18 protein-coding genes, 1 other RNA gene and 1 pseudogene are annotated in these 19,314 nt (G+C 71.1%); 3 read left to right on the forward strand and 17 right to left on the reverse strand.

Going from position 1 to position 19,314, the window contains the following annotated elements; genetic code table 11:
• Positions 1 to 16: 16 nt before the first annotated feature.
• The 3 genes and pseudogenes from HNR20_RS32995 to rnpB form a co-directional block, all read right to left on the reverse strand.
• Positions 17 to 262: pseudogene (locus tag HNR20_RS32995) on the reverse strand (tyrosine-type recombinase/integrase); the annotation flags it as partial.
• 198 nt (positions 263 to 460) lie between these two features.
• Positions 461 to 724, reverse strand: a complete 264-nt coding sequence (locus tag HNR20_RS06590; RefSeq protein WP_184177352.1) for a hypothetical protein — start codon at positions 722 to 724, stop codon at positions 461 to 463.
• A 310-nt stretch (positions 725 to 1,034) separates the two neighbouring features.
• An RNA gene (gene rnpB / locus HNR20_RS06595) (RNase P RNA component class A) lies at positions 1,035 to 1,450 on the reverse strand.
• A gap of 128 nt (positions 1,451 to 1,578) precedes the next feature.
• On the opposite strand from rnpB, the gene HNR20_RS06600 reads away from it, so the two are divergent.
• Positions 1,579 to 2,340, forward strand: a complete 762-nt coding sequence (locus HNR20_RS06600) for a sulfite exporter TauE/SafE family protein (protein ID WP_184177354.1) — start codon at positions 1,579 to 1,581, stop codon at positions 2,338 to 2,340.
• Positions 2,341 to 2,353: 13 nt separating this feature from the next.
• On the opposite strand, the gene HNR20_RS06605 is transcribed toward HNR20_RS06600, so the two are convergent.
• A complete protein-coding gene (locus HNR20_RS06605) occupies positions 2,354 to 3,586 on the reverse strand; it encodes an MFS transporter (RefSeq protein WP_184177356.1) in 1,233 nt (410 codons plus the stop codon).
• A gap of 54 nt (positions 3,587 to 3,640) precedes the next feature.
• Here HNR20_RS06605 and HNR20_RS06610 point away from each other — a divergent pair, with 54 nt between their 5' ends.
• The gene (locus HNR20_RS06610; protein WP_184177358.1) at positions 3,641 to 4,099 is read left to right on the forward strand and encodes a MarR family winged helix-turn-helix transcriptional regulator; all 459 of its coding nucleotides are present in this window, start codon (positions 3,641 to 3,643) and stop codon (positions 4,097 to 4,099) included.
• 228 nt (positions 4,100 to 4,327) lie between these two features.
• On the opposite strand, the gene mctP is transcribed toward HNR20_RS06610, so the two are convergent.
• From mctP to HNR20_RS06650, 9 genes are all read right to left on the reverse strand, one after another.
• Positions 4,328 to 5,977: a monocarboxylate uptake permease MctP gene (gene mctP, locus HNR20_RS06615; protein WP_184177360.1), complete on the reverse strand. Its 1,650-nt coding sequence runs from the start codon at positions 5,975 to 5,977 to the stop codon at positions 4,328 to 4,330.
• Complete coding sequence (locus HNR20_RS06620; protein ID WP_184177362.1) at positions 5,977 to 6,219, reverse strand: DUF3311 domain-containing protein; 243 nt, start codon at positions 6,217 to 6,219, stop codon at positions 5,977 to 5,979. The genes mctP and HNR20_RS06620 overlap by 1 nt, the downstream gene beginning before the upstream one ends.
• A gap of 318 nt (positions 6,220 to 6,537) precedes the next feature.
• Complete coding sequence (locus HNR20_RS06625) at positions 6,538 to 8,994, reverse strand: M14 family zinc carboxypeptidase (RefSeq protein ID WP_184177364.1); 2,457 nt, start codon at positions 8,992 to 8,994, stop codon at positions 6,538 to 6,540.
• A 107-nt stretch (positions 8,995 to 9,101) separates the two neighbouring features.
• Positions 9,102 to 9,338, reverse strand: coding sequence for a putative leader peptide (locus HNR20_RS32830; RefSeq protein WP_373291047.1), 237 nt, complete (start codon positions 9,336 to 9,338; stop codon positions 9,102 to 9,104).
• The gene (locus HNR20_RS06630; RefSeq protein ID WP_184177366.1) at positions 9,272 to 10,414 is read right to left on the reverse strand and encodes a bifunctional RNase H/acid phosphatase; all 1,143 of its coding nucleotides are present in this window, start codon (positions 10,412 to 10,414) and stop codon (positions 9,272 to 9,274) included. The genes HNR20_RS32830 and HNR20_RS06630 overlap by 67 nt, the downstream gene beginning before the upstream one ends.
• A 3-nt stretch (positions 10,415 to 10,417) precedes the next feature.
• Positions 10,418 to 11,155, reverse strand: coding sequence for a zinc ribbon domain-containing protein (locus HNR20_RS06635; RefSeq protein WP_184177368.1), 738 nt, complete (start codon positions 11,153 to 11,155; stop codon positions 10,418 to 10,420).
• On the reverse strand, positions 11,145 to 11,981 hold the full coding sequence (locus tag HNR20_RS06640) for a Nif3-like dinuclear metal center hexameric protein (RefSeq protein WP_373291056.1): 837 nt from the start codon (positions 11,979 to 11,981) through the stop codon (positions 11,145 to 11,147). Before HNR20_RS06640 ends, HNR20_RS06635 begins: the two co-directional genes overlap by 11 nt.
• Positions 11,982 to 12,099: 118 nt before the next feature.
• Positions 12,100 to 12,672, reverse strand: a complete 573-nt coding sequence (locus tag HNR20_RS06645) for a flavoprotein (protein ID WP_184177379.1) — start codon at positions 12,670 to 12,672, stop codon at positions 12,100 to 12,102.
• A gap of 16 nt (positions 12,673 to 12,688) precedes the next feature.
• Positions 12,689 to 13,918 carry a helix-turn-helix domain-containing protein gene (locus HNR20_RS06650; RefSeq protein WP_184177381.1) on the reverse strand — a complete coding sequence of 410 codons (1,230 nt, stop codon included), beginning with the start codon at positions 13,916 to 13,918 and terminating at the stop codon, positions 12,689 to 12,691.
• A gap of 248 nt (positions 13,919 to 14,166) precedes the next feature.
• Here HNR20_RS06650 and HNR20_RS06655 point away from each other — a divergent pair, with 248 nt between their 5' ends.
• Positions 14,167 to 14,838: a bifunctional DNA primase/polymerase gene (locus HNR20_RS06655; RefSeq protein WP_184188090.1), complete on the forward strand. Its 672-nt coding sequence runs from the start codon at positions 14,167 to 14,169 to the stop codon at positions 14,836 to 14,838.
• A 291-nt stretch (positions 14,839 to 15,129) separates the two neighbouring features.
• Here HNR20_RS06655 and HNR20_RS06660 read toward each other — a convergent pair whose 3' ends face one another.
• From HNR20_RS06660 to HNR20_RS06675, 4 genes are read right to left on the reverse strand one after another with little or no spacing between them, the layout of a single operon-like run.
• Complete coding sequence (locus tag HNR20_RS06660) at positions 15,130 to 15,852, reverse strand: FAD:protein FMN transferase (protein ID WP_184188094.1); 723 nt, start codon at positions 15,850 to 15,852, stop codon at positions 15,130 to 15,132.
• 49 nt (positions 15,853 to 15,901) lie between these two features.
• Positions 15,902 to 16,498, reverse strand: a complete 597-nt coding sequence (locus HNR20_RS06665; RefSeq protein ID WP_184177383.1) for an FMN-binding protein — start codon at positions 16,496 to 16,498, stop codon at positions 15,902 to 15,904.
• A gap of 12 nt (positions 16,499 to 16,510) precedes the next feature.
• The gene (locus HNR20_RS06670) at positions 16,511 to 17,929 is read right to left on the reverse strand and encodes a ferredoxin reductase family protein (protein WP_184177385.1); all 1,419 of its coding nucleotides are present in this window, start codon (positions 17,927 to 17,929) and stop codon (positions 16,511 to 16,513) included.
• The gene (locus HNR20_RS06675; protein WP_184177387.1) at positions 17,926 to 19,308 is read right to left on the reverse strand and encodes a DUF1501 domain-containing protein; all 1,383 of its coding nucleotides are present in this window, start codon (positions 19,306 to 19,308) and stop codon (positions 17,926 to 17,928) included. Before HNR20_RS06675 ends, HNR20_RS06670 begins: the two co-directional genes overlap by 4 nt.
• Between the last annotated feature and the right edge of the window lie 6 nt (positions 19,309 to 19,314).

Here is a 19,314-nt window from a genome sequence, read left to right on the forward strand (position 1 = left end):
CCATGGCGCTCGTTCCTCATTGCCCCTGCGCCGGTGAGAAGAGTCTGTCGATCGCAATGCGAGTGCGTTCCTCGCTCGCCGGCATCAGGTGCGTGTAGACCCGGAGGGTGAACCCCGGGTCGGCGTGGCCGAGGTACGACACGAGCGCTTTGATGCTCTCCCCCGCGTCGGGCAGCGACGAGGCGTAGAAGTGGCGTAGCGCGTGCATCCCGGTGGCCCGGATCGGCGTGATGCCGGCCGCCAGCACGGCGGGACGCCAACTCCCGGACGGGGTGCACAGAGCTTGTAGGCGAATTGTCTCGCTCCCACCTATCGCCCCCAAACGCTGCTGCCAATTCCCTCTGTTGTAGATCAAGGCGCGGCGCGGCGACGGTAGGCCGCCCGGCCGGAAGCCACCGACACCGCCGGACGCCGCCCCCGCCCCGCACCGGGAGCCCACTCATTGCGGCTGGTCGTCACGTCAGAGTTGACCGTGGTCGTCCGACCGGTTGATGGTGCTGCGGATCTGGACTGCCTGCGCACGGGCGGCCTTCGCCTCCGAATACGCCTGGTCTCGGAGGCGATCATCCCAATCAGGAGCGGCAGCGGCTATCTCCTCCAGGGCCTCCGCTATTGCGTCGCGCCATGCAGCGAATTCGGCCGGATCGACGAGATCGGCAGGTCGCCTCGCGCGGGTGTTTCGGAGTTGGCGTAGAGCCTTCTTCAGCGAGGGGTCGACGCTCACTGGTGTCTTCTCTCAACGGGCTCACCAAACGTGGCCTGCTTTGCGTACGGGTGCCCCGCACGCCAGTAGCCTTCCACATCTCCGGCGTGGGCCCACGCGCCCGTACCGGCGGGACGTCACCGGGGAACAGCGGACAACCGGGGCCGCCGTGACCAGGAGCGCCGCCTGTTGACCTTGGGGTCGCCGTGCACCCCAGCGAGTTCCCAAGCTGACGGTGCTGCCCCAAGATCAGGGCGCGCTCAGGGCGTAAACGTCGCCCAATGTTGGCCACCACGCCAACGGACGTCAGAACATACGACCTGGTGGGCGACGGACGAGTCGACCTGTACGCCGGATTCTGTGCGCGGCGCGTACCCCAAGGGGTTTGCGCCGGCGGCGGCCATCCATCTCGGCCTGCCGTTGCCGGCAGGCTCCAGCGGCCTACCCGCAGACATCGGGCGGGCAGCCCTCAAGCGTCTGCGCGGGGTCGTCATCTTGCGGTGACGGCCCTTACTTGGCCTTGCTCCGGGTGGGGTTTACCGAGCCACCCCGGTCACCCGGGGTGCTGGTGGGCTCTTACCCCACCGTTTCACCCTTACCGTCCCCGTTGGGGTCGGCGGTCTGTTTTCTGTGGCACTGTCCCGCGGGTCGCCCCGGGTTGCCGTTAACAACCACCCTGCCCTGTGGAGTCCGGACGTTCCTCGGCGGCGGGCCGAAGCCCGCCGACGCGGCCGCCCGGTCGACTCGTCCGTCGCGCTCCCATCCTAACGACGGACGCTCCGCCAACACTCCCGCCCCGCCTGGGCAAGATCGCGCAGCTCAAGGGCAGTCCCGCAAATCCGTCCCGCAAAGGCGACGGCTAGCCTCGTGGGGCTATGGATCTCTCCCACGCCGCGCTGCTGCTCGCCGCCGGTCTCGCCGCTGGCACGGTCAACGCGGTGGCCGGCGGTGGTTCGCTGATCACCTTTCCGGCGCTGATCGCGGTCGGGTTGCCCCCGATTCCGGCGAACGTCAGCAACTCGATCGCCGTGTTCCCCGGGTACCTGGCCAGCGTGGCCGGCAGCCGGGCGGACCTGCCGCGCCCCCGCGCGCTGGCCACGCTGGTGCCCCCCACCATCATCGGCACGATTCTCGGGGCGTTGCTGTTGCTGGCCACCCCGGCCCGCGCGTTCGAGCTGGTCGTGCCGTTTCTGGTGCTGGGCGCGACCGCGGTGCTGGCCTTCCAGGACCCGCTGCGCCGGCTTGTCGGTCACCCTCGGGACATGTCGCCGCGTCAGCGGACGGTCGCGGTGCAGACGATGGTCGCGCTCGGTGCGGTGTACGGCGGGTACTTCGGTGCGGCGCTCGGGGTGATGCTGGTCGCCGGGCTGGCCCTGGTGCTGGACGCGACCCTGGCGCGGGTGAGCGCGATCAAGAATCTGCTCTCCGCGCTGGTGGGGTTGACGACGCTCGTGGTGTTCGCCCTGTTCGGCCCGGTCAACTGGGCGGCCGTCGCGGTGGTCGCGCCGGCCACCCTGATCGGGGGGTACGTGGGCGCCCGGCTGGTTCGCCGGCTGCCGTCGGTGGTGCTCAAGACGGTGATCGTGGTGTTCGGCACGGTGATCGGCCTCTACCTGCTCTGGCGCGCCCTGACCTGACCTCTGGCGACGGTCAGTACGTCTCGCCGACCGGCTCCTCGACGGCGTGCTCCGAGTTGGCGGCGGCCCGGTTCCAGCGGGACCAGAGCACCCGCTCGCCGTAGCCGGCGGCCATCAGGTGCGCGAAGGCCAGGTAGACCAGCACGCCGACGGCGAGCACCCCGAAGCCGACCCAGAACGGCAGCGACAGTGAGTGCTCGGCGAGCTTGCCGGAGATGATCGGCGCCGGCGCGGCGGCACCCCAGCGGACCAGGTTGAACGCGCCGGTGGCGACCCGACGGTCGCTGGAGCCGAGACCGAGCGCCAGGTCGGTGAGGTTGGCGTTGGCCAGCCCCATGCAGAGCCCGGAGAGCACCAGCACCACGAGCGACTCGGCGGTGCTGGTCGAGGTGGCGAAGAGAACCATGCAGACCAGCAGCCCGGCGATGGCGACGCCGACTGTCTGCACCGCGCCGATCCGGTGGGCCAGCCGGTGGCCGATCACCATGATGCCGGTGGCCAGGCCGAGACCCCAGCCGGTGAACGCCAGCCCCAGCGGGACGATGTCCAGCCCCAGGAAGAGCGGCGTGTAGCCGAGCACCACGAAGAACACGAAGTTGTACGTGCCGGTCACCACGCAGAGGGCGATGAACGCCGGCCGGCGGTAGGTGGCGAAGATCTGGCCGACGCGTACCGGTGCCTGGCGGTTGGTGGGCTCGCGGAGCTTGAGGGCGGCCACCCCGAGAGCAAAGAGCATGAAGACGCCGCAGACGAAGAACGGCAGCCGCCAGGTGATCTGGCCGAGCAGGCCGCCGATCAGCGGGCCAACAGCAAAGCCGAGGCCGAGGGCGGTCTCGAAGAGGCCGACCACCCATTCCCGGTCGATGGCCAGGTTGACCAGCACGACCATGGCGGTGGCGAAGAACATCGCGTTGCCCAGCCCCCAGACACCGCGCAGCACGGACAGCTGCACGATGTTGTCGCTGAACGAGGCGAGGATCGCCGCGAGGCCGACCACGGAGACGCCGGTGATGAGCACCGGCTTGAAGCCGAACCGGCCGCTGGCCAGCGTCGCCGGGATCATGCCGAGAGCCATGACCGCGATGTACGCGGTGAACAGCAGCTCGACCTGCCAGGCGGTGACTCCGATCGCGTCGCCGATGGCCGGCAGGATCGGGTCGACCACGGCGATGCCGGCGATGGCGAGGAAGGCCACCAGCGTGGTGGCGTAGATGGCACTGCGGTTCGGTTCGGAACGCCGATCCACTCCGACTCCTCAACTAGCTGTATTATGCAGGTACTTATTCTGTATCATACAGCTATGAGCGACGACCACGAGAGCACCCTCGGCCGGATCGAAACCGAGGTTGCCCTGCTGATGCGGTTCGGCGAGGCGACCCGGCGGGCCACCGGCACCGCCGAGCACCGGGTGCTCGACCGGGCGGCGTACGTCATCCTGCGCCACCTGGACGACGCCGGGCCGCAGAACGTCTCCGCGCTCGCCGCGCGGCTCAACCTGGACGGCTCGACCGTGACCCGGCAGGTGTCCGCGCTACAGCGGGACGGCCTGATCACCCGCGCCCCGGATCCGACCGACGGGCGGGGCACGGTCATCTCCCCCACCTCCGCCGGCCTGCAGCGGATGGCCGCCGTGCAGGCCGCCCGTACCCGGCTCTACGGCGACATGCTGGGCGACTGGAGCGCCGAGGACCGGGCCACGCTCGCCGCCCTCCTGGGCCGCCTCAACCAGGCCCTGGTAAACCGCAACCGCCCCCGCTGACCCACCTCCAGGTGGCGGGGCTCCTTTCCCACCGCCAAGATCGCGCTCGATCCTGGTTGTAGTGGCATCCCGCGCGGTCCGACACCACTACAACAATGATCGAGCACGATCTTGGCGGCAAACCCCGGCAAACCCCGGCAGGCCCAGGCACCCGGCCACCGGCGGCCAGCGGCCGCGGAACAGGTACGCCCGGGCACCGACCACGTCGGCGCCCGGGCGTACCCGAGGTCAGGCGACCGGTTCGCGGGCCGAGTCGGCGTCGCGTTCGGCGCCGGGGGTGACCCGGGGGTCGCCCTCGTCGGCGAAGTAGTCGTCCGGCGTGGTGCCGTCGACTCCCTCCGCCACCTTGGCGGCCCGCAGCGCCAGCGTCACCAGCGCCGCCACGGCCAGGTTGACGGCCACCGCCACGATGCCGACGTAGATCGTCCGGGTGGTGTCGAAGCCGAACTCCGACAGCGGGAACGCCGAGCCACCGAAGTGCTTCCGCGTCGGGCTGGCCACCTGGTAGAGCATCCACATGCCCAGCCCCATGCCGACCGCCCAGCCGACGATCAGCCCGGTGCGGTGGAACCAGCGGGTGTAGAGGCCCAGCGCCACCGCCGGCAGCGTCTGCAGGATGATCACGCCGCCGATCAGCTGCAGGTCGATGGAGAACTGCGGGTCGAGGAAGACGATGCAGGCCACCGCGCCGACCTTCACCACCAGCGAGGTGATCTTCGAGACGTTCGCCTCCTGGGCCGGGGAGGCGTCCCGCTTCAGGTACTCCTTGTAGATGTTGCGGGTGAACAGGTTCGCCGCCGCGATCGACATGATCGCCGCCGGCACCAGCGCGCCGATGCCGATCGCCGCGTACGCGACGCCCGCGAACCAGTCCGGGAACTGCTGGTCGAACAGCAACGGCACGACGGTGTTGCTGTCGACCGTCCCCTCCTTCGCCCCGGGCAGCGGCTTCACGCCGGCCGCGATGGCCATGTAGCCGAGCAGCGCGATCAACCCGAGCAGCAGGCTGTACGCCGGCAGCGCCGACATGTTCCGCTTGATCACGTCCCGGTTCTTGCTGGCCAGCACACCGGTGATGCTGTGCGGGTAGAGGAAGAGCGCCAACGCCGAGCCGAGCGCCAACGTGACGTACTGAAGCTGGTTGTTGCCGTTGAGCAGGATGCCGTCGTTCGGGTTGGGTGAGGCGTCGAACTTCGCGTCCGCGGCGGCGAAGATGTCACCCCAGCCGCCCAGCTTGTACGGCAGGTAGACGATCGCCACCAGGATGACGATGTAGATCAGGCTGTCCTTGACGAACGCGATAAGCGCCGGCGCGCGCAGCCCCGACTGGTACGTGTAGGCGGCCAGGATGGCGAACGCGATGATGATCGGCAGGTGCCGGGCCAGCGCGTTGTCGCCGGTGACGCCCATCGTCTTGAGCACCGCCTCGATGCCGACCAACTGCAACGCGATGTACGGCATGGTGGCGACGATGCCGGTGATGGCGATCAGCAGCGCCAGCACCGGGGAGTCGAACCGGGTGCGGACGAAGTCGGCCGGCGTGACGAACCCGTGCCGGTGCGACACCGACCAGAGCCGCACCAGCACCAGGAAGACCAGCGGGTAGATGACGATCGTGTACGGCACGGCGAAGAACCCCGCCGCGCCGGCACCGAACATCAACGCCGGCACCGCCACGAAGGTGTACGCGGTGTAGAGGTCACCGCCGACCAGGAACCAGGTGATCCAGCCGCCGAAGCTGCGCCCGCCCAGCCCCCACTCGTCCAGGTGCGCCATGTCCTTCGGTGCCCGCCAGCGAGCGGCCACGAAGCCCATCGCGCTGACCAGGAGGAACAGCACGGAAAAGACGATGATCTCGGTGAGATGGTCGCGCCACATCAGCGGCTCCCCCGCTTCTTCGTCATCTGGTACACCAACGTGGTGGTGCCAACGCCGAGCAGGATGAAGGCCAGTTGCAGCCAGTAGAAGCGTGGGAAGCCGAAGACCCGGGGCGAGTCGCCATTGAAGAAGACCGGGATCAGCGGCACCACGATGGGAATGAAGAGCAACCAGTTCCAGGGGCTGTGGTCCTTCGCCCTGGACGGCGCCGTGGTAGGCGCCTCCGGTTCGGGTGCAGCCATCTGACACACCTCCGGGGAGTCGAGGCATTCGATGTAACGGCCGGAGGCTACGACCCTGTGATGGCCGTCACCTGACCCGCTCGAAAGGTGCTGCGCTGAACGGCCGGCCGGCTGCGCCGAACGGCGTGCCCGGCTCGCCTGACGGATGAGCAGCTACGGCTGACCGCCGACGGTGTGGGGCCCGGGTGCGGTTCGCACCCGGGCCCCACGAAGGACGGTCGCTGGCTCAGCCAGCCAAGGCCGATCGCTGGCTCAGCCAGCCAAGGCCGATCGCTGGCTCAGCCAGCCAAGGCCGATCGCTGGCTCACCCAGCCGAGGTCAGCGCTGTGCCGCCCAGAGCACGGCCCGGCCGAGCTGCGACTGCAGACCCTTCGGGTGCAGACGGAACGTCGGGTCGGTGCCGAACAGCACCACACCGTTGCCCCCGGCGGAGACACCCCGCACGATGCTGGCCTGGTTGGCCGCCGCGGCCTGCCCGTTCGCGCCGTCGGTGGCCCACCAACCGGAGAGCAGCGGGTCGGCCGCGTACGACTGCTCGACCTCGACGTTCGCACCCAGGTTCGTGAACCAGACGGGCTGGCTGATGAACGTGTGCGGTATCGCCGAGGTGGTGACCGGTCCCCCGTTGTTCACGATGTTGGCCACCCCGCTGGCCAGGCTCGGCGCCGCGGTGGCGGTCACGGTCAGCAGCGCGGCGGCGTTGCTGAAGGACGCCCCGGCGGTGCCCAGGCCGACCACGCCACCGCCTGCGGCGAGGAAGCGGTCCAGGGCGGCCCGGTTCTCGGCGGTCAGGTCCGCCAGGTTGACGTTGCCGGCGACCAGCAGGACGTCGACGTCCTCGGTCAACGTGTCGGTCAGCGTCGCGGCGGTCACCGCACGCGCCTCGAAGCCGAGGTCGGCGAGGGTGTCCCGCTCCTCGACCGTACCGAGGTAGCCGACCACGACCCGGTCCAGCCGGGTGCCCCGCCAACGGGACGGCGCCCGCTCGAAGCTGACCGCGTGAGCTCGGACCTCGGCGCCGGCCAGCTTGCGGTTGCCCGGAGTGCCGGGAACGACCACCGACCCGTCGGCGAGCCGGTAGACCGCGACGCCCTTGGCGAGCAGCGAGTTCACCGCGAGCAGGTCGGCGGCGTCCCGCAGATCCAGGCGCAGGTCGGACCAGCCGGCGGGCAGCGTGCCCTCGGCGCGCCCGTCGTAGGTCCGCTCCAGGCGTACCCGGGGCAGGTTGTCCCACAGGGTGTCCACGGTGGCGCCCCAGGTGAGCCCCTGGCTCCAGGCGGCCGGTCCGGCGTACAGGTCGTTCACCCGGTCGGTGATGTCCGCGCCCGGTTCGAGCAGTGAGTTGACCAGGCCGCGCTTGGGCTGATGCATGTCGATGACGTACGAGCCGGCCTGGTAGCGCTTGCCGCCAGCGGTGAACGACTTCTTCGCCTGCCACACCCGGCCACCGCTGCCGATCAGCAGGTCGACCAGGCGGGCCGCGGCCGGCTCGGAACGCTGACCGGTGCCGCTCGGGATGACGTATGCCCGGGGGAAGGTGGTGTTGTAGTTGTCCTCCGGTCCCCAGCCCGGCACGTAGCCGTCGGGGAGCTCGCGCAACGGCTCACCGGCCAGGCCCCGGCGGTAGACCTCGGCCTGGTCGTGCAGCACCTCGGCCCGGTGGTCCTGGATGTAGCGCAACGAGGTGCGGATGGCCACCTCATGCACGTCGGTGTTGATACCGGAGCGGCGTACCCGCTCGGCCGGCGTGAGCGAACCGCCACGCGGGTTCAGCGGAGCCTCGATGGTGTACGGGATGCTGCTCTGCAACATGGCGAACGACGGCACGTAGATCGGTGGGAAGTCGTCCCACACGCCCGGCTCGTCATCGCGGAACGGGATCCGGGCCCGCTGGGTTTCGGCGTACCCGAGGCCGCGCAGGCCCTCCTCGATCGCCAACGCGTTGGGCAGGCCGTGCTTGATGTACAGGTCGTACTCGTTGTTGACGTTGTGCGGCGGGGTGCTGGGGTGCAGCAGGGTCGGGTTGACGTACCCGTGCAGGTCCAGCGTGATGATCGGCTTGGTGTCGATGATCAGGTCGCGGATGAGGTTGGTCTCCGGCTGCGCGACGATGGTCAGGTCGCGGTTGAGGTCGTAGCCGGCCGCGTTGGCCCGGGTGCCGGCGACTCGGCCGTCCGGGTTCGAGGTGATGTTGAAGACCAGCCGGTTGCGCCGCAGCAGCTCGGCGACCTCCGGGGTGCGGTCGGTGGCGAACTCCTCGATCACCCGCAGAGCGGCGTCGGTGCCCTCCCACTCGTTGCCGTGGATGTTGGCGTTGACGAAGAGCGGGGTCTTGTAGCCGGCGAGCAGCTTGCGGTCCCGCTGCGCCCGGGCCGGCTCGTCCTCGATGAGCCGCTTCCAGGTCTCCTGCTGCCGCGCCTCGCTGCGACTCTCCGGCGCGGTCACGGTGACCGCGTACAGGTCGTAGCCGCCGGCGGACTTCCCGGCGACCCGGGCGGAGACCCGGTCGCTGGCCCGCTGGAGCGCGTTCAGCTTCGGCGCGATGTCGTCGTACGGGGTCACGCCGATCGGGATGGAAGCGTCGGCCGGGTTGTCCGGCCAGACCGGCAGGGTGCTCTGGCGGGGGTAGCCGCGTACGTCGGAGAGATCGACGGCGGTCGGCGGCACCGTGGGCAGCGCGGTGGCGGACGCCGGCTCGGTCAGGGCCACGGTCGCGAGCAGCGCGGCGCTCACCGCGGTCGCGGCGAGCCGGGGTAGACGTCTTGTGGACAGCATGACGGATCTCCTGTCGGAGGGGGACGCGCAGGCGGACGCGCCGCGGGGCCGGAGACCAGCGGGGATGGGGAACGCCTGCAGCGTGCGAGGGAGGGAGGAACCCGGCGTCAGATGGAGCGTCGACAGGCGGCGCTGGCGACGCGCAGGAGGTCGATGTGACCCCGCTTCGTCAGGTGAACGCTTCGCACGAACCGATCTTGAACCGGGGTCCATCCACTGTCAACAGTTTCCGCACAGGTTCGGCCCCTCGAGCCGGAACCCTCCCGACAGATGGGAATTAGTCGATCTCGGAGAGATGGGCGGTGTCGTTGACCGTGCGGACGGCGACGCCGCCGTCGGGCCACATGTCGAGCACCGAGATGCCGGCCGCGTCCAGGAAGAGCCGATGCAGGAACCCGTCGCCGGCCGCGAGCGCGTCGCGCAGCACCAGCTTGATCGGCGAGACGTGGGAGACGACCACCACGGTCTCCCCGGGGTACGCGGTGAGGAGCCCCGCGATGACGCGGTGGGCGCGTTCGGCGACGTGGGTGAACGACTCCCCGCCCGGCGGGGCGATCCGGGGTGAGGCGAGCCAGGCGTCCATCTCCCCCGGCCACTCCTGGCGCACCTCGGCGAAGGTGCGCCCCTCCCACTGGCCGAAGTCGCACTCGATCAGGTCGTCGTCGGTGCGGACCGGCACGTCACCGAGCGCCCCGGCGATCGCCGCGGCGGTGGACGTACACCGGGACAGCGGTGAGCTGAGCACGGCCGCGACGGACGGCGCCAGCGCGGCCACCCGGGCGCCGGTGGCGCGGGCCTGGGCCCGGCCTGTCTCGGAGAGCGGCACGTCGCCACGGCCGGAGTAGCGCCGCTGCTCGGTGTACTCGGTCTCGCCGTGCCGGACCAGGATCAGCCGGGTGGCGGTGAAGCTTGGTCGCGGCTCCCACGAGGCCGGCGCGGTCGCCGGGTCGGTGCCGGTCGCGGGCGTCGCCGGGCGCTGAGCGGCGGTCGGTTTCGCCGGGGATCGACCGGTGGCGGCGTCCATGGCGGCGTTGGCGAGGGCGTCGGCGTGCCGGTTCTGCTCGCGGGGGATCCAGGTGAACCGGACCGCGGTGAAACGGCCCACCAACCCGGCGGCCTGCGCGGCGAGGGGTCGCAGGCCGGGGTGCTTGATCTGCCACCGGCCGCACATCTGCTCGACCACCAGCTTGGAGTCCATCCGGACGTCCACCTCGGCGGCACCCAGTTCGGCGGCGGCGGTCAACCCGGCGATCAGCCCCTGGTACTCGGCGACGTTGTTGGTCGCCGTGCCGAGCGACTCGGAGCGCTCGGCGAGCACCTCCCCGGTCTCCGGGTCGCGCACCACCGCGCCGTAGCCGGCGGGGCCGGGGTTGCCCCGGGACCCACCGTCGGCCTCGACGGCGACCACGCGCGGCGCCACGACCTACAGACCCGACTCGTTGGTGCGGACCATGATCCGTCGGCAGTCCTCGCAGCGGACCACGTCGTCCGGGGCGGTCTTGCGGATCCGGGCCAGGTCGGCGCCGGAAAGCTCCAACCGGCACCCGCCGCAGCGCCCCGCGGTGAGCAGTGCGGCGCCCAGCCCGGTGTCCTCGCGGATCTTGTCGTAGAGGTTGACCAGGTCGCTCGGGAGGTCGGCGGCGAGCGGCTGACGGGCCCCCCGCTTGAACTCCTCCTCCTTGGCGATCTCGGCCATCGCGTCGTCGCGGCGCTGCTCGGTGGCGGCCCGCTTGTCGCGGGTGTCGGCCAGCCGCTGCTCCACGCCGTCCAGTACGCCCTGCGCGGTCTCCCGCTGCTCCATCAGCTCCAGCTCGGCGTCCTCCAGGTCGCCCTGGCGCCGGTTCAGCGAGACCAGCTCGTGCTGGAGCGCCTCCAACTCGCGGGCCGGGCCGGTGCCGGCAGCCAGCCGGTTCTGGTCCTTCTCCTTGCGAGCCCGGACCTGCTCGACGTCCTTCTCCATCCGGGCGATGTCCCGGTCCAGGTCGTCGACGGCCACCTGGGCGCGGACCCGCTCGTCCTCCAACGACGACAACTCCCGGGCCAGCGACTCCAGCTCGGCCCGCTCGGGCAGCGACCGCCGGCGGTGGGCGAGCTGGGCGAGGTTGGTGTCGATCGCCTGCAGGTCGAGCAGGCGGCGCTGCACCTGAGGGTCAGCCTTCACGGTCGGGCTCCTTGTCGTCCACAACGGGTGCGGCGGCGTGCACGGTCCACGGGTCGGTGTCCAGGTCGGACACCAGCGTCTCGACGCCCAGCGCCTCCCGTAGGAGGGCGGCCAGGTCGTCCAGCCACGGTCGTTCGGTCGCCCAGTGGGCGGCGTCGATCAGGGCGGGACCATCGGCGGCGAGGTGCTCGCCGGCCGGGTGGTGCCGCAGGTCGGCGGTGAGAAACGCGTCCACCCCGGCGGCGGTCGCGGCGCCGAGGAAGCTGTCCCCCGACCCGCCGCTGACGGCGAGGGTACGAACCATACGCCCGGGATCCCCCGCGGCGCGAACTCCCCAGGACGTGACGGGGAGCACGGAGGCGGCGTGCCGGGTCAGCTCGGCGAGAGTCATCGGCTGGGGCAGCTCGCCGATCCGACCGAAACCCCGGTCGTCGCCGTGGGCGGGCGAACCGGGCGCGGGCCGCTGCAGCGGGCGCAGCCCGGTCAGCCCGAACCGGGCGGCGAGGGCGTCGGAGACACCCGGGGCGGCCACGTCGGCGTTGGTGTGCGCCGCGTAGAGCGCCACCCCGGCCCGGATCAGCTGGTGGATGATCCGCCCCTTGAAGGTCGTCGGAGCGACCGACGAGACCCCGCGCAGCAGCAGCGGGTGATGCGCGACGATCATGTCCACGTCGGCGGCCAGCGCCTCGGCGACCGTCTCGGGCACCACGTCGACCACACAGAGCACCCGGCGGACCGGGGCGGCCGGCTCACCGAGCACCAGGCCCACCCGGTCCCACTCCTCGGCCCAGACCGGCGGATAGCGCCGTTCCAGCTCGGCCACCACGTCGGTGACCGTGGGGTCGGATCCGCTTGTGCTCACGGCGGGCCAGCTTACCGGCGCGGGGGCGGCCCAGCGGTGACGCCCGGCCCGGCCGCGCCGAGCGGAAGGCCCGCCGTGAGCGCTAGGCGGCGCTCACCGAGACGGCGTGCAGCGCGGCCAGCGGCATCGCCCACGGGAAGGCGTGCAGGTGCTGCTCCCCCGTGCCCGGCGGGTGCAGGGCGATCACGTGATCACCGAAGAGCACCGTGACGCCCCACTCGGCCAGTCGCGCCACCCCGGCACGAAACGCCGGGTGGGAGGCCATCGCGGCGTTGGTGTACGGCACCGCGACGACGGGGACGCCCTTGCCCTGCGCCTCGACCAGCAGACCGAGCGCGAGGGTGTCGGTGATCCCGGCCGCCCACTTGTTGACCGTGTTGACGGTGGCCGGGCAAACGATCATGGCGTCGGCGGGCGGCAACACGTCCGGGTCACCGGGATTCTTGTAGTGCGTCCGCACCGGGTGGCCGGTCTGCCGAATCAGGGCCGACTGGTCGACGAACTTTGCCCCGTCCGGCGTGGTGACCACGCAGACGTCCCAACCGTCCTGTTGGGCAAGGTCGACCAGACGACCGACGTGCCGTGCCAGCGGCGAGCCGCAGGCGATGACGTAGAGCACCTCGCGGTGCCCGCTGTTGCGCGGTGAACCGGCCATCAAACCGGCTCCGCGCTCATACCCCTACTCCCATGTGCTCAGCCAACTCCGCTACCGGAGAAGGCGGCGCACCACGTGTGCGACGAAGGACGTCCGACATCACCTCGTGCGCGATCGGCCGGCAGCGGATCTCCGACGGAGCGAGCCGATCACCAAGCAGGAGCATCTCGCCGGCGTTCGCCACATCGCCCAGTTGGGCGTACCCGCGGGCGATGTCGAGCAGGTGGTGGGCGCGGCGTTCGGGCAGCAGCGCGTTGAAGGAGGGCTCCGCGATGCGCAGTTGGTGCACCTCCACCGCCCGCCCCCCGTCGCCCAGCTCCACCGCGGCGGCGGCCCGGTGCAGTTCGACGTTGGTCGGCCCGAACGACGTCCAGTAGTGGTTGTAGTCGCCGCCGAGCAGCGTGGCGGCCTCCTGCGCACAGTTGATCAGGTCGTCGACGCTGGCCGAGTCACCGATGCGGGACGCGGCCATCGCGCCCTGCAGCAGCAGCATCCCGTAGACGGAGAGCCGGGCCGGGGTGACCTCGTTGCTCCCGCCCGGGGCCAGCCGGTTGGCGATCTGCACGTTCAGCTCGAGCGCGGGACGAGCCCGACCCATGGCGACCAGGGCGTTGCACACCCGGGTGGTGGCGATGCCGGCCAGCAGCGGGTCGTCGGCCCGTTGGGCCACCGCCATCGAGCGGTCCGCGGCCAACCAGGCGAGCTCGCACTCACCGAGCTTGCGCAGCACCGAGGAGGCGATCTGGTAGACCTGCCCGAGCAGGTGAGCCGCCTCGGCGGCCTGCTCACCGCCGTACGCGGCATCGGCCGCCTGGGCGTCGCGCAGCAGCTTGGGCAGCGCCCGGGTGAGCATCCCGTAGCGGCCGTACTGGTAGGTGAGCCAGGCGTGGTTGACGGCCTTGCGCATGTCTTCCAGCGGCGGCGGACACGGCACCGCGTCGAAGTACGCGCTCATCGAGTCGTAGCGTTCCAGCGCCGCCCGGATCTCCTGCACCTCGATCTGGTCGATGCAGTTCAGCGCGTCGGTGCGGCGCTCCGGGTCCTTGCCCATGAGGAGCTGCACGTCCACCTGGAGGATGTCGGCGATCTCGTAGAGGACGGAGAACTTGTCCAGCCGGCGGACGCCGCGTTCGACCTTGTCCACCCAACTCTTCGACTTGCCCAGCCGGTCGGCGAAGACCTGCTGCGACATCTTGCGTCGGCCCCGCCAGTAGGCAACTCGCCGTCCTATGGGTAGCTCGTCCATCTCCCCATCCTCCCCTGCCGCCGGCGACCAATCGAGTCGGGGCGATGTCCGCGGGTGCGGCGGCTTTCGTTCATCTCCAGGTTTTCGCTGGTCGCACACGATGTACGTCAGCCGTACAGCCAGTCCTCGTACTTTTCGTGCAAGTTGCACGGGCCGTTCGTCAACCTCAACGATCGTGGGTTACGGCAGTGACGGTGCTCGACATGCGACCTGGCGATCGCCGGGCACGACGAGAGGAGATGGCACACATGTGGGGGAACGTCGTACCGCGCGTCGCCGAACTGTCGCCGCTGGAACGGGTCCGGCTGCGCCGGGTCGCCATGCGATACGCCACACACGGGTGGGAGGTCACCCCGGGGGCCTGTCTGGCCCGCAGCCGCTTCGTCTGCGGCCGGGCCGGCTGTCCCACCGTGGGCTGCCACCCCGCCCTGGAGAACTGGGAGCTGGCCGCCAGCGCCGACCCGTCCCGGGTGGCCACCTGGTGGCGCAACCGCCCGCACGGGGTGCTGCTGCCCACCGGCCGGGCCTTCGACGTGCTGGAGGTCCCCGCCCACCTGGGCCGGCACGTGCTCGACGCGGTGCAGACCCACCCGGCCGGCACCGGCGTACGCGGACCGGTGCTGGTCACCCCCACCGGGCGGTGGATGTTCCTGGTCCGCCCCGGCGATCCGCTCCGGCCGGAGCTGGAGCACTGCTTCCACGTGGTCCGGCACGGGCCGGGCTCGTGGATCCCTGCGCCGCCCACCCGGCTGCCGGAGGGGACGGTCCGCTGGGCGGTCGCCCCCGAGCAGGCCCGCTGGCAACTTCCGGATTCGTACCTCGTGCAGAACACGTTGATCGGGGCGCTGCGCGCCAGCGGGGTGACGCTCGCCCCCGACCTGCTCCCCGGTCACCTGCCGCTACCCCGACGAGGCATGTGAGACAGGCGCGATCGACGATTCCATCCGGTGCCCGACAGCGTCGCCGGGGCGCCGGTCCTCGTTGACAGGAAGACGGCGCGAACGCGCGCCACGAACGGGGGAACGATGTCCACGGACGACAGGGCGCCTCATCCCGGCGGCACCGAACCGCCCCGGCGCAGCCACCCACGGCACCGCTGGGCCGGCACCCGGCCGTCCGGTTCGCGCCCCGGCCGCCCACGCCCCACCGGCTCCCGCCCGGCCGGCACCAACCGCCCGCTGCGTTAGTCGGCCAGCGGGGCGCTGGCGGAGCTAGTCGGCCAGCGGGACGCTGGCGGAGTGGTATTGGCGGCCGTCGTCGGTGACGACGGCGTGGCGGTAACCGCCCAGGCGGTCCAACCAGCCGAGACCGGTGACCCCCATCGCCAGGGCGGCGGTGGCGTACGCGTCGGCCACCCCGAGATTGGCGCCGACCACGGTCACCGAGCGCAAGCCGCTGGCCGGCGTGCCCCGGCGCGGGTCCAGCACGTGCCGGCCCCGCTCGTAGACGCCGGACGTGGCCACGGCCAGGTCGGTCCCGGTGAGCACCAGGCAGGTCGCCATGGCGTCCCACGGGTGCCGGATGCCGATGCGCCACGGCGCTCCGGCCGGCGAGAGGCCGCGCACGCGGAGGTCGCCGCCGGCGTTCACACAGTGGTTCGCGGCACCGGCGGCGAGCAGACGATCCGAGGCGACCTGGGCCGCCCAGCCCTTCACGAAGCCGGACGGGTCGAGCCGCCCGGTGGCGTACGCGTCGAAGAACCCGTCGGTGGCACCCCACAGGTCGGCGCAGGCCTCCAGCACGAACCGCAGGTCCGCCGACGCCTCGGAGAGCAGCACCTCGCCCCGGTCGAAGCGGCACACCTCGCTCTCCGGCTTGTACGTGCTGAACCGGGCGTCCACCTCACGCATCCAGGCGAAGACCTCGTCGGCCAGCTCGGTCAGGGTCGCCGCTGGCAGGTCGTCGGCGAGGTCCAGGGTGATCGCCGTACCCATGATCTGTTCGACCCGGCACAGCCCGGGTCGGGTCATCGCCGCCGGCACGTCAGAACGCCTGCTCGATCGCGCCTCGCAGCGACTGCTTGTAGGAGTTGCTGGTCTCGGTGGCACCGGAGACGGTGTTCACGTTGGCGCTCTGCTTCTGCACCACCTCGCCGCCGGTGCCGTCGTACCTGCCGCTGACGTCGCCGCTGTGGATGTCGGATTCACCCCCGCTGGGCAGTGACAGCGCGACGGCGTCGACGATCCGGTTACCGGAGACCACGATCTGCACCTGCACGTACCCGTACTCGTTGTCCACGCCCGGCCCGGTGACCCGGCGGGTGGTCGGCTGCGCCGCCTTCGTGGTGGTCCGCGGCGCGGCGGGAGCCTTCGTGGTGGTGCGGGTGCCGGACGGCCGGGCCGCGCTCTTGCTGGGTTTGGGCGACGACGGCGCGCCGGGAGCCACCGACGGCGTCGGTGCCCCGGCCGCCGGGTCGGCGGGCGGGTCGACGCTCGGGTCGACGTCCTGCGGGGTGGGGTTGACCGGCTGGGCGCTCGGCAGGTTCTGGGCGACCTGGGTGGTGCCCGGCGAGCCCTTGAACACCACCAGCGCGGTGGTGCTGGCGGCCAGGCCGGTGATCGCGAGCAACGCGCGACGCATGGATTGCCCTTCCTACAACTCGAACGTGGCCAGGTGGATCTGCCGTCGGGGCACGCCGGCCCGGCGCAGCGCGCGGACCGACTGCTCCACCAGCCCGGGTGGCCCGCACAGGTAGACGTCGCGCCGGGCCACGTCGGGCACCAGTTGACGCAACCCGTCCGGGCTCATCAGCTGACGGGGGCCGGGGTCGTCGCGGGAACCGATGACGTACCAGACCGAGGTGTCGCGCTCCTGAGCCAGCCAGTCCAGCTCACGGCTGAGCAGCACGTCGGCCGGGGTCCGGGCCCGGTAGATCAGGGCGGCGCCCGGTGGCAACTCCTCCAGCATGGCTCGGATCGGCGTGATGCCGCTGCCGCCGGCGATCAGCAGGGCCCGCTCGCGGACCCGGTGCGCGGCGGTGAAGGTGCCCGACGGGCCCTGCGCCCAGACCCGGGTGCCCGGGTCCAGGTCGCGCAGGTCCGCGGTGTGCGCGCCGACGACCTTGACGGTGAGCCGCAACCAGCGACCGTTCCCAGCGGCGGAGACGGAGAACGGGTGCGACTGCCACCAGCAGCCCCGGGTGAGGAAGCGCCAGCGGAAGTACTGGCCGCCGAGCATCGCCAGCCGGCCCAGCCGCTCACCGGTGAGGTAGATGGAGATGGTGTCCGGGCTCTCGGCGACGACGTCGGCGACCCGCAGCTTGTAACGCAGGTTGAACGCCAGCGGCGCGATTACCCGACCCCAGAGCAGGGCGGCGACCACCAGCAGGTAGAGCGCGATCCAGCCGGTGCGGACCGGTCCCGGCTTGTACAGCTGCGCCCCGTGGGTGAACTGGTGGCCGAAGCCGAGCAGCAGGATCAGGTAGCTGGACAGGTGCAGCAGGTGCCACAGCTCGTAGGGCAGCGCCCGCCGGATCGCCCGGATGCTGCTGAACCCGACCAGCATCATGATGCCGGTGGCGACGAACGCCGAGACCATGTCCTCGTAGTCACCGAGCAGCGTGCCGACCTCGGCGAGAACCGACTGGTTACGCAGGTCCGCGTAGCCGACGAGGATCAGCGACATGTGCGCCAGCACGGCGACCAGCAGGGTCGCGCCGACGTCGCGATGCCACCGGGCCATCTGCTCGCCGCCGATCCACCGTTCCAGCACCGGCAGCCGGCTCATCATCAGCACCTGCACCAGCAGCAGGTAGCCGGCGATCAGGCCGCTGATCCGGCCCGCCGCGGTGACGGTGGCCGCGGTGCTCCGCAACGAGCCGGCGGGGGTGCCCAGCCACCACGGCAGCACGCTGGCGAGCAGACCGACCAGGAGCAGCAGGGCCAGCAGCCGTCGGCCGCCGGGTCCGCGCCGGGCCGGGATCTGCGGGGGTACGGGCGCAGCCGACCGGCCGCCGTGCCGGGACGAGGTCCCGGTACGACGGCCGGCGGCGTGGGTGTGCGAATGCGTCACGCGTACAGCTTCATCGGGGCGTACTTTTGGCGGGGGAAGACCTTCTGGACCTCCGCATTGGTGAGCCCGAACCGGCCCTGGGCCACCGCGCCGTACACGTTGAACATGTTGTTGGACTCCGGCACGTCACCAGAGTCCAGTTTGTCCAGACCGCTCCAGTTGCCGAGCAGCGAGCCGGCCAGCTTCTTGCCGGAGAGGATCGTGACCACCCCACCGTGCCCGTGGTCGGTGCCGCCGGTGTTGGAGCCGACGCGGCGGCCGAACTCGCTGGACACCATGATCGTCACATCGGCGGCCTGCGGGCCGAGGTCGGTGAAGAAGGCCGCCATCGCGTTGGCCAACTCGTTCAACCGGCGGTGCAGTTGGCCACCCGCACTGGTGCCCTGGTTCTCGTGGGTGTCGTAACCGCCCATGCCGACGGTGGCGACCCGGACGTTCGCCCCGCCCTTGATGAGCTGGGCGAGTTGCTTGAACGCGTTGCCGACGCCCTCGTACTTGACACCCTCGACCGGCTCGTACGGCTTGGCGGCCAATTGCTGGGCGGTGGCCAGCGCGCCCATGCCCTCCTGCACGGCCTCCTCCACCGGGTGGTTGATCCCGGTGAAGAGCCCCTTGATGGCCTTCTCGGTGGCGGCGCGGAAGCGCTCGTCGCCGTTGAGTCGCAGCGACCCGACGTTGTTCAGCGACAGCGCACCGTTGTTGCCCACCAGTGAACGGGGCAGCGTGCTGCCGATGCCGACGCTGCGGAACGCGGTGCCCTTGCCCAGGTTGTCGACCAGACCGTCCAGCCAACCCCGGCCGCCGGTCTCGTTGGGCAGCCCGCCCAGGTTGCAGGCGTCTGCGGCCTGGAAGTGGCTACGCGACAGCCGCTCGTCCGAAGTCCCCGGGATGAAGCCCAACTGACCGGCCGTGAGCCACTTCTCCAGCGGCTTGAACGCGCTGGTCAGCTTGAAGCCGCGGTCCAGGGCCAGCGAGTCGTTGCCGAGCAGCAGATCGGGACGGGCCTTGGCGAGCACGGGGTCGTTGTCCGGCGCGACCAGGCTCAGCCCGTCCAGCCCTCCGTAGAGGAAGACGTGGATCAGGGTGCCGGTCTTGGTCGCCGCGAACGACGCCGACGTGGTGACGAACTGGGCGGTGGCCAGGGCGGTGGCGGTGGCCGCGGCACCGGCGACGAACGTCCGCCGGGTGACGCCACGACCGTCCTGCTGCGCCTCCTCCAGGTTCTCCAGCGTGCGGTAGCGGTCGAACTCGGTGGCGTTCTCGGCGGCGACGATGTCCGCCTCGGCACGCAGCAACGCCTCGGCCGGGTTGTCGGCCAGCCGCCGCACGTCGGGGCAGTCGGGGTGCAGGGGGAAAGAGTTGTACACAGTCTTCTCCATCGGGTG

It is taken from the genome of Micromonospora parathelypteridis, from assembly GCF_014201145.1.
Classification (GTDB): Bacteria; Actinomycetota; Actinomycetes; order Mycobacteriales; family Micromonosporaceae; genus Micromonospora; species Micromonospora parathelypteridis.

Coding starts and splice junctions, on each gene's coding strand:
- HNR20_RS06600 (WP_184177354.1), top strand. CDS start 1,579: ATGGATCTCTCCCACGCCGCGCTGCTGCTCGCCGCCGGTCTCGCCGCT.
- HNR20_RS06610 (WP_184177358.1), top strand. CDS start 3,641: ATGAGCGACGACCACGAGAGCACCCTCGGCCGGATCGAAACCGAGGTT.
- mctP (WP_184177360.1), bottom strand. CDS start 5,977: ATGTGGCGCGACCATCTCACCGAGATCATCGTCTTTTCCGTGCTGTTC.
- HNR20_RS06620 (WP_184177362.1), bottom strand. CDS start 6,219: ATGGCTGCACCCGAACCGGAGGCGCCTACCACGGCGCCGTCCAGGGCG.
- HNR20_RS06625 (WP_184177364.1), bottom strand. CDS start 8,994: ATGCTGTCCACAAGACGTCTACCCCGGCTCGCCGCGACCGCGGTGAGC.
- HNR20_RS06645 (WP_184177379.1), bottom strand. CDS start 12,672: ATGGCCGGTTCACCGCGCAACAGCGGGCACCGCGAGGTGCTCTACGTC.
- HNR20_RS06650 (WP_184177381.1), bottom strand. CDS start 13,918: ATGGACGAGCTACCCATAGGACGGCGAGTTGCCTACTGGCGGGGCCGA.
- HNR20_RS06655 (WP_184188090.1), top strand. CDS start 14,167: ATGTGGGGGAACGTCGTACCGCGCGTCGCCGAACTGTCGCCGCTGGAA.
- HNR20_RS06660 (WP_184188094.1), bottom strand. CDS start 15,852: ATGGGTACGGCGATCACCCTGGACCTCGCCGACGACCTGCCAGCGGCG.
- HNR20_RS06665 (WP_184177383.1), bottom strand. CDS start 16,498: ATGCGTCGCGCGTTGCTCGCGATCACCGGCCTGGCCGCCAGCACCACC.
- HNR20_RS06675 (WP_184177387.1), bottom strand. CDS start 19,308: ATGGAGAAGACTGTGTACAACTCTTTCCCCCTGCACCCCGACTGCCCC.